Below are 13920 nucleotides of genomic sequence, written 5' to 3' on the forward strand. Positions count from 1 at the left end.
ATGGGCGGGTAGAACACGCATAAACCTCGGGAACTTTATGCGTTTTACCGACTTTACTTCCCTAAAATGAGTGGCATAAAAAATCCCCATTCGCTCATACAGAGTGGATGGGGAATACTGTCTTTGCCACTTTCGGGCAATGCGCTTACCTACGCAGACCGAGTGCTTTGATAATAGCGCGGTAACGCTCAATGTCTCTGTCGTAGAGGTAATTGAGCAGTCGGCGGCGCTTTCCTACCAGCATGGTCAACGACCTTTCGGTGTTATAATCTTTACGGTTCCTCTTCAAGTGTTCCGTCAAATGGGAAATACGGTAGGAGAACAATGCTATCTGACTCTCTGCAGAGCCGGTATCAGAGTTAGACTTCCCGTATTGTCCAAAGATCTCTTGCTTCTTTGCTTGGTCTAAATACATATAACTTTGTAATTGATAATTGTTATTGTGCATTATGCGGATGCAAAGGTACTGCTTTTAATTCATATAACATGCCACGCTCGTTACATTTTTCTTGTTTTTAACACTTCGGTGCGGCAGGGTAAGGGCTATCGTATGAAGGTTGAATGGCTGGCACTTTTTCGATGACCTCTATAGAAATATGCGGGAGTACATGACGCATTCTGAATTAAAAACAGTACCTTTGCAGCTGATTTTAAGGTTATACGATGCAAGATATAAGAAACATTGCCATTATTGCCCATGTGGATCATGGCAAGACAACATTGGTAGACAAGATGATGCTGGCAGGCAACTTGTTCCGTGCCGGTAAGGATAACAGCGACCAAGTATTGGATAGTAACGACTTAGAGAGGGAGCGAGGCATTACCATCCTCTCGAAAAACGTGTCTATTAATTGGAAAGGGACAAAAATCAATATCATAGATACACCGGGACACTCCGACTTCGGGGGCGAGGTGGAACGCGTGCTGAACATGGCCGACGGGTGCATCCTTCTCGTAGACGCCTTTGAAGGGCCGATGCCTCAAACGCGTTTTGTGCTGCAAAAGGCGTTACAAATAGGATTGAAGCCCTTGGTGGTGGTCAACAAGGTAGATAAACCTAACTGCCGTCCGGAGGAGGTTTACGAAATGGTATTCGACCTCATGTTCTCACTCAATGCCACAGAAGACCAGCTCGACTTCCCCGTGGTATATGGCAGTGCCAAGAATGGTTGGATGGCCGAAGACTGGAAGATGCCGACCGATAATATCACTTACCTGCTCGATAAGATAGTGGAAACGATACCCGCTCCGCGAGTGATAGACGGGACACCGCAGATGCTCATCACCTCGCTCGACTATTCCAGCTATACAGGCCGTATTGCCGTGGGACGTGTACATAGGGGCACACTGCGCGAAGGCATGAATGTGACGATTGCCCATCGCGATGGCTCCCAAGAGAAGACCCGAATCAAAGAGTTGCACACCTTTGAGGGTATGGGGCACGTAAAGACAACAGAGGTGCAAAGCGGCGACATCTGCGCTATCATCGGATTGGAAGAGTTTGAGATTGGCGATACCATCTGCGACTTTGAACATCCCGAACCGTTACCACCTATTGCTATAGATGAGCCGACTATGGCCATGCTTTTCACCATCAACGATAGCCCCTTTTTCGGCAAAGAAGGCAAATTCGTGACCAGCCGTCATATACAAGACCGCCTAAACCGTGAGCTGGAAAAGAACCTCGCCCTGCGTGTAAATCCCGTTGAAGACAGCACCGACAAATGGATTGTCAGCGGGCGTGGCGTACTCCATCTCTCAGTGCTCATAGAAACCATGCGCCGCGAAGGCTATGAACTGCAGGTTGGACAGCCACAAGTTATCTATAAGGAAATAGACGGTGTGCGCTGCGAACCGATAGAAGAACTGACCATTAACGTGCCGGAAGAGTTCTCCAGTAAGATGATAGATATGGTGACAAGGCGCAAAGGTGAGATGACATCCATGGAAAGCCAAGGCTCCCGTGTCAATATAGAGTTCGACATACCCTCACGCGGTATCATGGGACTGCGCACCAATGTACTCACCGCCTCGCAGGGAGAGGCCATTATGGCGCATCGCTTCAAGGAATATCAGCCCTTCAAAGGTGAGATTACACGGCGGGTAAACGGTAGCATGATTGCCATGGAAACCGGAACGGCCTATGCTTACAGTATTGACAAACTACAAGACCGCGGCAAGTTCTTCATCGACCCGGGCGAAGAGGTCTATGGCGGAGAGGTAGTGGGTGAGCACGTGCACGACAACGACTTGGTTATCAATGTTACCAAAGCCAAGCAACTGACCAACACCCGTGCCAGCGGCTCCGACGACAAGGCACGCATCGTACCTCGTACGGTGCTGTCGCTGGAAGAGGCCTTAGAGTATATCAAGGCCGACGAGCTGGTGGAAGTTACCCCCAAGAGCATGCGCATGCGCAAGATTGTGCTCGACCATCTCGAGCGTAAGAGGCAGGGGAAAGACTAAGGAAACAAGTATGTTAGGGGAATATTTGAATAAAATCATCAATGCCGATTGTATGGAAATCCTGAAAAACTTCCCGACAATAGCATTGACCTTGTTGTTATGTCTCCTTTCTCTGTAGAATGAATTGGCCGCATCATATCGTCTATCACGGCAAAGGTTGTGTTAGACCCGCTTATGGGGTCTGGTACAAACCGTATCTGTACCCCGCACAAACGCCATCTGTGCCACATGCAAACGGCATCTGTGCAGGGTACGAATGCCGACTTATGAATCGTAACTTTACGATTCTTAAACTCAAATCGATCATGAGAGCCGGTACAGATTGGGGTTAAAGCGGATATTCCTCAAAGGCGTAGAGCACCGTAGAGAGGTAACGTTCGCCCGTATCGGGCAGTAAGGTGACCACGCGCTTACCTTCGTTCTCGGGACGAGCGGCTATCTGTGCTGCTGCAAACGTAGCTGCTCCCGAAGAGATGCCTACGAGTAATCCCTCTTGTACTGCTAATTCGCGACTGGTGCGTATGGCATCGTCGTTCTCCACTTGTATCACTTCGTCTACCACGCTGGCGTTATAGGTGGCAGGCACAAAGCCGGCGCCGATACCCTGAATCTTGTGTGCACCACTTTTCCCTCCGCTCAATACGGGTGAGGCTGCGGGTTCTACGGCGATTATCTTTACCTGCGGGTGGAGTTCTTTCAGGCGTTTGCCCACGCCGGAAAGAGTACCTCCCGTGCCTACACCGGCCACAAAGATGTCTATGTGCCCGTCGGTCTGTTCCCATAATTCATTGGCTGTGGTGGCATAGTGCTGTGCGGGATTGGCCGCATTCTCAAACTGTTGCAGGATGACAGCCCCTGCGATGCGGTCTCTTAGGGTGTTCGCTTCCCTGATAGCCCCGGGCATGCCGTCTTTTCCATTGGTGAGTTTTACCTCTGCACCATAGGCTTTAACGAGATTGCGTCGCTCAATGCTCATGGTCTCGGGCATGGTGAGGATGAGGCGATAGCCTTTCACCGCAGCCACGAGTGCCAGACCTACGCCGGTATTGCCGCTGGTTGGTTCGATAATGGTTGCACCGGGTTTGAGAATGCCTCGCTGTTCGGCATCTTCAATCATGGCTAATGCGATGCGGTCTTTCACGCTTCCGCCCGGGTTAAAATACTCAACTTTGGCCACGATGGGCGTATGCAAGCCCTTGGCAGTGGAAAACTTGCCTAATTCAAGCAACGGTGTGTTGCCGATAAGTTCTGTCAGTTGTTTTGCTACTTTTGTCATTTTCATTTCCTTTTATGGTATTGAACGATGCAAAGGTATAGCGAAAAAATGTACTGAACAATAGCACGATTGAGGCATTTATGATACCATTATCGTGGTATTTGCATGGAAAAGGATGTTGATTCTTGTATTGCTAAGCACGCAGAATGGTGAGATTTTCAGAAATCGTAGCGGAAGCCACGGGAGAACTATGACTTTTCTCATATTGTCACATCCGCGAATAATGACGTTAAATATTCATAATTCTATGATGTCCTCCTCGGATGCAGAACGTTTTAGAAGAAAAAAGATTACTTTTGCAAGTAGACATCATCGATATTTGCTTATGAAAAGAACGATACTTGCTCTTATTTTCATCTTCTCGTGCATAGCCTTTACACCACTTCAGGTGATGGGCGCTCCTGCTATTGAGGTGATAGACAACGATGTGCAGACTATCAATATTTCCGTCTCCGAGTCTACCCTGCACATTACGGGAGGCAATGGCCAGACGTTGCATATCTATAATGTAACGGGCGTGCGAGTGATGAGCATCCGTGTGGATGGTATGGATAAGCGCTACGAACTCAATCTGCCGAAAGGTTGCTATATCGTTAAGGTAGGTAACGTGGTGCGTAAGATTTCGCTGCGATAACGACAGCCTTTTCCCTATTCCCGCAGTATGTGAATAGCCCATCGTAGGGAGCTTTCCCTCATGGAGAGGATTTTTATTTTTTTGAAACCTGATAGGATGCCGTGTGAAATGCGGCATCTTTCTTTTTCTCTGCTACTTGAGCCGTATAGACCGGTAAGGGTTTAATTGCCTTCATTGTGGAAAGCCATTCCCTCGTTTTCTATCGCTTCGTAGTAAACGCGGTTCATCTTGTCCATCATCGTATGGTAATTCTCGGGCGTTTTGCAGACGGAAAGAAACAATGTACCGAGGTCTCCCTCTTCGGGAAGGGCGGGCAGAGGAGCTTCGTGCAGGAGCAAGAGCAGATCGCTGAGAAGCAGACCATACACCGTGGCCGGACGGATGAACGCCTGTTTCGGAGAAATGGTTTGAAGTCCCCGTATATAAGCCCGCACAGCAGTACGTACCACGGCACTGATGGCACGGGAAGTATCCACTTCTTCCCATTCATCGCCACGGGTATAATCGCGTAAATGCTGTTGCACATTGGAGAGTCGACCTTGCAGCAAGTAGGTGAAATGATACTTATATTCCTCTACCATGATGTCGTAGTTCTCCTCGCTCCCACAAGCTATCTTCAACAGTTCCGTGTAGCTAAGGCCATTTTTCATGGCTTTTCCTATCTGTTGTCGCTGTGTTTCCGCATCCGGAAAGGTGAGCAATGAGAGTGTGTAGAAGGCTATATCGAAGAAACGACTGAAGATAGTATCGTATTGGTCGAGCATGATTTGCTTCACGTCTTTCTCTTCTATACGTTCTTTCAAAAGGGCAGAAGGGCATCGGGCATCAATGGTTCCGGCTGTGAATCCGTTGAAGAAACTACGAATGAGGGCAGCCATCGCCTTGCTTTTGTTTATCTTACTCATGTTGCGAAGGTATGTTGGGTGAATCGGGTGTTGTATCTATGTCGCAGTCTTGATTGTTTTCCCGCACCGCCTGTATGTTCCTCATCAGTCCCGTGTACTTGGCACGCTTTACCGCACTGCCTTTGAACAGGTACCGATAGTCTTCCTCTGTAAGATGATGCCAGCGCTCTTTGGTCATGGAAAGCAGCTTTTCCGTGGGGGCAAACTCGGGAATAGTTGTGGGAGAAGCCGTTCGCAGCCATGGGCAGGCTTGGAGACAGCGGTCGCATCCATAGATGGTGTTGCCCATGTGTCGTGCTGCCTCGGGAGAAAGTTCGTTTCTGTTTTCTATGGTTTGATAAGACAGACACTTAACACAGTTGAATGTCGTGCCGAGTACTCCCGTAGGGCATGCCTCAATACAACGGGTACAACGGCCACAGCGGCCGGCGACGGGGCTATCGTAGTCGAACACTTCATCGGTAAAAAGCTCGCCTAAAAAGAACATACTGCCGGCTCCGGGGATAATCAGCTGGTGATGTTTACCCGTCCAGCCCAGACCGGCTTTCACTGCCCAGTAGCGTTCCAATACGGGGGCAGTATCGCAGAATGCTCTGTAGCGGGTGAAGCCAAGGCGGGCTGCCAAGGTATGGAGGCGAACTTTCATCACATCGTGGTAGTCTTTTCCGTAGACGTAGGCCGATAGTTCATAGCCGTTATCGGACAACCGATGTGCCGGTGTGTAGTTCATGGCCACGCAGACAATGCTTTTTACCCCTTCCATCAGCAGACGAGGGTCGAGGCGGGCATCGGTATGATTGGCCATATACTGCATATCGGCATGGCTGCCGTTGCGAATCCATTGGCGAAACCTTGTGGCCACGTCCTTGTCTACAGGGACAGCCTTAGCGATACCGCAGGCAAAAAAGCCGAGACGCAATGCCTCGGCTTTGACTTCACTCGAACGTCTTGAAGACATATCCTTGCTCTTTTAACCACCGTAAAGCCTCGGGAAGAGCGAAATGCAACTTATCTATACTCTTCAGCGAATCATGAAATGTGATGATAGAACCGTTACGAGTGTATCGTTTTACGTTGTTAAGCACATCTTCCGCAGTCATCCATTTGGAGTAATCGCGCGTCACAAGATCCCACATGACGATGCGATACTTGCGCCCTAACCACGCATATTGGCTCAGTCGCATCCACCCGTGAGGGGGACGGAACAGGTGGGAGTGTATGAGTTGGTTGGCTTTCTCGGTGTTGTAGCTATACTTGTGGATGGAATGTTTGAAGCCGCTGATGTGGTTGAAAGTGTGATTTCCCACCTGATGACCGGCCTTCACGATTTGTTCGAATAGCTCCGGATGCCGTCTGACATTCTCTCCTACCATGAAAAACGTAGCCTTTGCATCAAACTCCTCCAGCGTCTTGAGCAAGAACGGTGTGGATTCAGGTATGGGGCCGTCGTCGAACGTGAGATAAACGGCATGCTCATGCCTGTTCATCCTCCAAGTAGCGCGAGGGTAAAGCCATCGTAACCAAATTGCCGGTTGCTCTATAAACATAGGTTATAATTCAGCAGAAAGGGAACAGCAGGGCGTTTTCAGCAACCCTTCTGTTCCCTTATTGGTTTGTCTTATTGCGGTATCTTACCGCCTTTACTTTCATAGGTATTAACAATTCGTATGAAGTCGCGCATGCTTCTGTCGGCAGCGGCCTTGTCTACCTTTTCCAAGATACTGATACCTTCACGCATGACATACAAGTTCAGGGCACAGTCTTGCATGGATTGGGCGAAGCGGTTGCCATCGAGCGAGAGGTACCAATCCATGTATTGGCGGGCATTGCCCATGACTTTATTCAGCACGTCTTTGGCTTTCACTTTCATGTTGAGTCGCTGATAGGCGCGTGCGAGGTCAAGGCCACCGCTCAAGTAGTTGATAGGCACATTGTATTCGGGCAATACTTTCTCGGCATAGGCGAGGGCTTTCTTTGCCTTCTCATACTTCTTCTCTGCGATAAGGTGCAGTGCCAGTGTGGCAAAGAGGCGGCGATGGGTACAGCACATGCGCATGGTCGTTTCGTCGAGATATAGGCCTCGGGTCTGCAATCCGCCGTATCTGAAACGGTGCATGAGGTTGTGGTAAACTTTCTCCGTATCGAAACTGCTCATCGTAGAATCGTTGGTCGTAAAGGGAGTGATGCGGTTGGCAAGTCCCTCTTGGATGAAGTTGTCGCCTAAGTTCATGAAGTTCTCCGACCCAACGGTTGATGCCACGTATATCGGACGTGTCCAACCGGCATTGGCAATGATGTCCAACATCATGAGGTCGCTCTTGTATAAGGCGTTTTTCCCCGTGAGAGAGATAACCATCCGATGGGGGATAGAGTCGCCGGGCATCATCATGCCACTGCGTTTTACGGCGTTCTTATCAATGGTCACATAGACGGTATCTGTGGGAATTACCCGCATGTCGCTATTGGATGGATTGAGCACCCAATACTTTAGAATGTTTTTCAGTTCAAAGGGACTGTCGCCAAACTGCTTACGTGCTTCCTCGGGATTGGTGCGGTAATACTCCATGACTTGTGTTTTGAGGCCAGCCTCAATGGGTACAGCTTCATTCGTGCCCGCTACATATTGCAGCCTCGTCCACGAGATGGGTAACGCCGGAGAACGATATGCAGGACGTTTCATTTGGTCGATATACCAGTCGGTTTGCAGATAGCTGAGGTTGCAGACCCGCGCGTCGGTACGTACGCCTTCCACTTCTTGATTGTACCAGAGCGGGAAAGTATCGTTGTCGCCGTTGGTGAAGATGATGGGGTGGCCGGCATCTTGCAGAGTCATGAGGTAATTACGCCCGAAATCACGGCAGGTATATCGGCCGCTGCGGTCGTGGTCGTCCCACGTCTGCGAGGCCATCTGTATGGGAACCAACAGACAGAGCAGGCTGACCGCTGCCGCAACAACGGTGCCGTTGAGCCGCAGCTTCTTCAGAAGGTCGATGATGGCGGCCACACCGATGCCGCACCAGATGGCAAAGGCATAGAATGAGCCGGCGTATGCGTAGTCACGCTCGCGGGGTTGCATCGGCGTTTGATTCAGGTAGATGACGATAGCGAGGCCTGTCATAAAGAAGAGGAAGAAGACCACCCAGAACTGTCGGATGCCCCGTTGTCCGCGATAGGCTTGCCAGAAGAGGCCGATGAGGCCGAGCAGCAGGGGTAGACCGTAGAATACGTTGTGCCCCTTGTTCATCTTCAAGTCGTCGGGGAGTTTGCTCTGGTCGCCCAACATCAGATTGTCGATAGGTGCGATGCCGGTTATCCAGTTGCCGTGTTCCAGCTCGCCGTTGCCCTGAAGGTCATTTTGCCTGCCCACGAAGTTCCACATAAAGTATCGCCAATACATGAAGTTGCATTGGTAGGAGAGGAAGAAGCGAATGTTGTCTATCTGCGACGGCATCTTCACGTACACGTCTTCTCCGCAGCGGTCGTAAGGAACTTCGGTGCCTTCCACGCCTCCCATCCAGTCCTCGTAGCCCTGTGCATGTTGCGAACTGTACATACGTGGGAATATCATGTTTTGCGCATACTGATAGTCGTCTTTCGTGCGTACCACGAAGTAGGAATCCTTTTCCGATGCCGACTTCTTCTCGGTGCGTTGGTACACGGGTGCACCTTTCGACGATACCGGAATGCAACGGTCGCCCTGACGTTCCAGCTTCACTTGCGAGGTATAGGCCTGCCCGTAGAACAACGGACGGTCGCCATATTGCTCACGGCCGAGGTATTCGCCCAAGGTAAAGATGTCTTCGGGCGAGTTCTGGTCCATCGGCGGATTGGCCGACGAGCGTATCACAATCAAAGCGTATGTGGAATAACCTATCATCAGCATCAGCATGCAAAGCAGCGATGTGTTCTTCAGCCGTGCACTGACCAGCGGCCGAGCCGGCTTGCCTTTGCGTTGACGTTTCAACAGGAAATAGAGTGCGCTCAGCACGATGGCGCCTATGATGACTGCCGAGATACCGAAGCCATAAAACGGGATGCCCAACAAGCCTACCGAGAGCAGGAAAGCCACGTTGCCCCGCTTGGGATTCTTGTCGGTATAGCTCTCCCAAATCGCCCATATCACTATGCCCACAAGGATGAAGAGATAGACAATGACGCCCGTGTTGAAAGGCATGCCGAGCGTATTTACAAAGAACAGTTCAAACCATCCGCCCACGGTCACGATGCCCGGGATAACCCCGTAGAGCACCACGCCGATGAGCACAAACGACACACCCAGCGCCATGAGCGACCCTTTGAGGTTGGCATCGGGATAACGGCGATAGTAATATACCAGCACGATGGCGGGGATACACAGCAGGTTGAGCAAGTGCACGCCGATAGAAAGTCCCGTGATATAGGTAATGAGCACCAGCCATCGGTCGCTATGCGGCTCGTCGGCATGGTCTTCCCATTTCAGAATCAGCCAGAATACCACCGCTGTCAAAGCCGACGAGTAGGCATACACCTCGCCCTCTACGGCAGAAAACCAGAACGTATCGCTAAACGTATAAATCAGTGCGCCGACCATTCCGGAGCCTTCTATGGCTATCAGTTTGCCCAACGTCAGCTCGCTCCAATCCTTTAAGATGAGCTTTCGGGTGAGGTGCGTAATCGTCCAGAAGAGAAACATGATGCAAGAGGCACTCAGCAGCGCGCTCATCGTGTTGACCATGCGTGCCACCTGCGACGGGTCGCTGACAAACTGCGAAAGCAGATTGGCCGTGAGCATGAAGAAAGGTGCGCCGGGCGGATGCCCTATCTCTAACTTGTAACCTGTGAGAATAAACTCGGGACAGTCCCAAAAGCTGGCTGTCGGTTCAATCGTTGAACAATACACGAAGGCTGCAATCAAAAAGGCGAGCCATCCGAAGATATTGTCTACTAACCTGTACTGTTTCATGTATTCTACTGTTCGTTTGTATTTTTATGACGAAATATGCGTGCAAAGATACGCCAAATCGGTAACAATACAAAATAAAAGGTCGAGTTATTTTCTGTGCCATCTTGCGGTGTTTTGTCTGCATTGCCGGCAAGGAAAAATCCGCTTTTGCTCCATCCTCTTCAAGATGAAAACGGTCGCATAGGTTGCCTCCTCTACACCTGTCTCACTGCGCAAAACAACTACAAACCACTATGGATTACGCGAATTCGGGATAAGAGAATCTTATCCAATAGCCCCAAAGGGGCGTAAGACCTTAGACAGGGGTAAGCGATAGCGCAGCCCCTGTGTTGTGGACTCCCGCAGTCTAAGCCCTGAAGGGGCGACAGAACACTAACCCTCAATCCTCCGCCACCCCTACGGGGTTCATCTTTCTGTACATGCTTATCAGGGGTTACACTCTTACGAGCTTCACACCCTGCCTAAGGTCTTACGCCCCCTCGGGGCTTACAGTTCGATAGCCTTATCCCGAACTCACGTATGGATTATTTCAGAATGCCTCACGAATCATCCCTACCACCCCTGTCCAACTTACCCCAACACAGCAAAAGGGTGGAAAGACGCGTCAGCATCTTTCCACCCTTTTCAGTTTAAAACCACCCACTATTACGGCTTCGGCGGCTTCGGCTTAGCGTTTTTTTTCTCCTCGCCTTTCCATTCCTCCCATTCTATTTCCACGTCGGAGAGGCCACGAGTGGCATGCTTGGCACTACCGCCGCCATTCTTACTGAACCGAGTTTCGGGGATAAAGCGCACGCGAACACCGGTGATTTGATTGGCCGTCACTTCCTTCTCCGTTGCCACGCCACCTTTAGCGGCCACGGCGGTGAAATAGAACGTGCCGATGCCGTCGAGTTTCACCGAACGGCCTTGCGCCATATAGTCGGCCATAATCGGAGCCAGCGCGGTGAGCACGGCGCGCACGTCGGCCGGACTGGCCGTCGATTCTGCGGCGATGCGCTTGCACAGTTGCTCGGTACTCACGGGGCTACCCACAAGAACTGATTTGGGGTACCAACGGTTGTTGATTTTCATCAACATTTTCTTCCAAAAAGCCATAATTTAATGTGTTTTGTGCTTACGGTTGAATTCGACACGCAGGCGGAGGTTTGTCTGAAGTAGGACTACATCGTGTCTAAAGTAGGAGTAGATGCCATCTAAAGTAGGACTACATCTCATCTGTAGTAGGAGTAGACATCGCCCTCTTTGCAACCGCATATCAATCCTATTCGGAAAGCCGTCTGTCTTTGCCTCTTTTTCAGCCATAAGCGGGTTAAAAAATATATGAATTTAAATGATATTTATATTCTCGAATCTTGACTGCTGTGTCAATGATTGAGAGAGATTTTGATTATTGTATTTACTCGAACGTATGAGCAATAAAACCGTAGGCACGGGTGTTTGAGTTATATATGTTCATCTGGCCTGCATAGAAGCTAAATTTATACGCGTTACCGCCGGCGTTTGGAACACCGGTAGACGTCCAGTAAAAACCGTAACTCATATTGTAGAGTGAACCTGAAAGGAAATAGCCCAATGCAGGAAGATAGAAATAATCGGAAGTGTCGGAAGGTCTACCTATGGAGTTGAACGTGTTTACATATAGAGAGTTGACGCGAAAGTCAATACCGGTTGCATCAGTAGCAGAAGAGTAGAACTTCTCTTTCATATCACTCTGTGAGGTTAGTTGGGTGTATCCTTTGGCTTTCAATTCGTTGTAGATTACCTTTTGCTTCTTAATCCATGCTTCTCCCCAATAGAGATGTCCGCGGAAAGCCCAAATACTACCACCATCATAATGAAGGTCGCCTTTAACCATATAGTAATACATCTCGTTGACATTAGGAAGGTCTTTACAAGATACGGATGCTTGGGTTGCTAGGCCAGCACCGCTGTAGGCTGTGTTATACCAACGGTTGGTTCCATCGGAAGCAGTTGGAACGCCATAGCTGCTATAATTTCCGCCATTTTCAATTACGGTTGGTAAGTTTTTACCATACCAATAGGGATTTACCGCATCCCACATATAATAGTAATCGAACCACGGGCTGTAATCCTTCACTTGCAGGTCGGTGGTAACACGTCTGTTCCTACCGGCGTTAAGGGTAAGATTATTGTAAGTTTTGACAATAGTTTTATTGATATTTGTCGCGTTGTCACGAAGAAGATATTCCACTGTGAAAGTGTTATAAGTACCGGGAGCCAACACCATTACAGCAGCATTCTTAGAGGCATTGCTTGACCCTCCTGGGATAGGGAACCCAGTGTTGGCTGCGGCTCCATTAAGTGTGAGTGTAATACTTTGATTAGCAGGAGTAGTTGCGGGGCGGGAGTTGTCTACATCAATGCCGTTGTCGTTGAAGTCGAATTGTCCGCATATAGCTTTATCCGCTGTTACCTTGATTTGGGCAATGTGGACGGCAGAGATTGCATTTTGCGAATTATAGGGTGTGAAAGTGAGGTAGGCTGCCTTGTGTTCGAGGGTGAAGTTGTATTTGCTGCCTCCCGCGGGTTTGGTGGCAACGGCTGTACCGCAGTCGCCATCCTCACCAATATGGCTGGCATCATTGGCTATGTTTTGGTTTTGTTGCGCCTTGATGGTTACTTTATCGCCAAAAGTATTACCTTTTCCTGTGTAACGAACAGGATAAGAGGGGGCTGTGAACGTGCCGTTGAAATAGAACTTGGCCGTGGCTGCTCGCTTTACAGCAGAGGGTATCGTGGGGTGGTTCTCGAGCTTTAAGTCGATATTATTGCTGGCATCTTGTATCAACGTGCCGTTATTTACCCAAAGCCGGTCACCCTCTGTCCAATAAAAATTCAATCCTGACCCATCGTATTCTGCTGTAGTGCGGGTCTTCGTGCTGTTGTCCTCGACAACAAAGGCAGTGAGTTCCTTTGTGTCTTGTTGACCTTTTGTCGGTTCTTGCTTGGTCGTTTCTTCGCTTGAGCAGGCCATGCTTAAAAACAGTGTACTTGTAAGGGCAAGCTGAGTTAATACGTCTCTTTTCATCTTTCTATCATTTTAATATAAACTGTTGTTTATCCCCCAGTATTGCGGGGTGTTCTCTTCTTCCTCTTCTTCGTCGTCGAAGAAGCCTTGTTTAGCATTGAGATCGTCATCATCGCCAACCTTTTTGTGCCCTCCGTTGTTGGGGAACGAGGTGGATAATAGCTGTTGGTCAAACGCTGTAGGAACGACCTCGATAGCGGGGCTTACATACGCCTGCTTCCTGAATGGTTCTCTCTTCATATTTCAATCATTTTTAAGGGTGAATAATTCGGAGTAAATTCCGCCTTTCGCCCCTTGGCGAACAGGCATGGAAAAATGAACAAAGGGAACTCCTGTGAGCCCTTTGTTTATTGGGGTTACGGCACGCTTCGCGCGCGCGTATGCGAAAATGTTTAAAGTGTTATCCGACTGGCGGTGCGAATGTGTGTGTGTGTGTGTGTTACACTTTTTTCCGGTGTATGCAAATATAAAGCGTTAAAAGATGCAGAAAAACACACTTTTTTCTGCGTCTTGCTCATCGTCGTATGATAGTTGCTTATTTGCATCATGGCGGCAAAGGTATAACAAACTTTTGGAACTGCCAAATAATCAGAAAAGAAATGTTAGAACATGCCACGGCATAAGGATTCAAATAAGCCCATTGCA

11 protein-coding genes are annotated in these 13920 nt (G+C 49.4%); 2 read left to right on the plus strand and 9 right to left on the minus strand.

What is annotated here, in order from left to right; all coding sequences use genetic code 11:
- Window positions 1–145 precede the first annotated feature (145 nt).
- On the minus strand, window positions 146–415 hold the full coding sequence (rpsO, locus tag HMPREF0658_RS09170; protein ID WP_024991012.1) for a 30S ribosomal protein S15: 270 nt from the start codon (window positions 413–415) through the stop codon (window positions 146–148).
- Window positions 416–663: 248 nt separating this feature from the next.
- On the opposite strand from rpsO, the gene typA reads away from it, so the two are divergent.
- Window positions 664–2466 (plus strand): translational GTPase TypA, encoded by a 1803-nt coding sequence (gene typA, locus HMPREF0658_RS09175; protein WP_006950379.1) that lies wholly within the window; start codon window positions 664–666, stop codon window positions 2464–2466.
- Window positions 2467–2794: 328 nt separating this feature from the next.
- Here the strand turns inward: typA and cysK are convergent, their stop codons facing one another.
- Window positions 2795–3742, minus strand: coding sequence for a cysteine synthase A (gene cysK, locus HMPREF0658_RS09180; protein WP_024991013.1), 948 nt, complete (start codon window positions 3740–3742; stop codon window positions 2795–2797).
- 325 nt (window positions 3743–4067) lie between these two features.
- Here cysK and HMPREF0658_RS09185 point away from each other — a divergent pair, with 325 nt between their 5' ends.
- Window positions 4068–4376, plus strand: a complete 309-nt coding sequence (locus tag HMPREF0658_RS09185; protein WP_024991014.1) for a T9SS type A sorting domain-containing protein — start codon at window positions 4068–4070, stop codon at window positions 4374–4376.
- Window positions 4377–4537: 161 nt separating this feature from the next.
- On the opposite strand, the gene HMPREF0658_RS09190 is transcribed toward HMPREF0658_RS09185, so the two are convergent.
- The 7 genes from HMPREF0658_RS09190 to HMPREF0658_RS09220 form a co-directional block, all read right to left on the minus strand.
- Window positions 4538–5281 carry a hypothetical protein gene (locus tag HMPREF0658_RS09190; RefSeq protein WP_006950382.1) on the minus strand — a complete coding sequence of 248 codons (744 nt, stop codon included), beginning with the start codon at window positions 5279–5281 and terminating at the stop codon, window positions 4538–4540.
- On the minus strand, window positions 5274–6239 hold the full coding sequence (gene queG / locus HMPREF0658_RS09195; RefSeq protein WP_006950383.1) for a tRNA epoxyqueuosine(34) reductase QueG: 966 nt from the start codon (window positions 6237–6239) through the stop codon (window positions 5274–5276). Before queG ends, HMPREF0658_RS09190 begins: the two co-directional genes overlap by 8 nt.
- Window positions 6217–6828, minus strand: coding sequence for a polysaccharide deacetylase family protein (locus HMPREF0658_RS09200; protein ID WP_006950384.1), 612 nt, complete (start codon window positions 6826–6828; stop codon window positions 6217–6219). The genes queG and HMPREF0658_RS09200 overlap by 23 nt, the downstream gene beginning before the upstream one ends.
- Before the next feature lie 71 nt (window positions 6829–6899).
- A complete protein-coding gene (locus tag HMPREF0658_RS09205) occupies window positions 6900–10223 on the minus strand; it encodes a DUF2723 domain-containing protein (RefSeq protein WP_006950385.1) in 3324 nt (1107 codons plus the stop codon).
- Between the two features lie 645 nt (window positions 10224–10868).
- Window positions 10869–11321 carry an HU family DNA-binding protein gene (locus tag HMPREF0658_RS09210; RefSeq protein ID WP_006950387.1) on the minus strand — a complete coding sequence of 151 codons (453 nt, stop codon included), beginning with the start codon at window positions 11319–11321 and terminating at the stop codon, window positions 10869–10871.
- 301 nt (window positions 11322–11622) lie between these two features.
- Window positions 11623–13275 (minus strand): hypothetical protein, encoded by a 1653-nt coding sequence (locus tag HMPREF0658_RS09215; protein WP_006950388.1) that lies wholly within the window; start codon window positions 13273–13275, stop codon window positions 11623–11625.
- Window positions 13276–13287: 12 nt separating this feature from the next.
- Window positions 13288–13515 (minus strand): hypothetical protein, encoded by a 228-nt coding sequence (locus HMPREF0658_RS09220; protein ID WP_006950389.1) that lies wholly within the window; start codon window positions 13513–13515, stop codon window positions 13288–13290.
- Window positions 13516–13920 lie beyond the last annotated feature (405 nt).

The sequence above is a fragment of the Hoylesella marshii DSM 16973 = JCM 13450 genome (genome assembly GCF_000146675.1).
GTDB classification, from domain to species: Bacteria; Bacteroidota; Bacteroidia; order Bacteroidales; family Bacteroidaceae; genus Prevotella; species Prevotella marshii.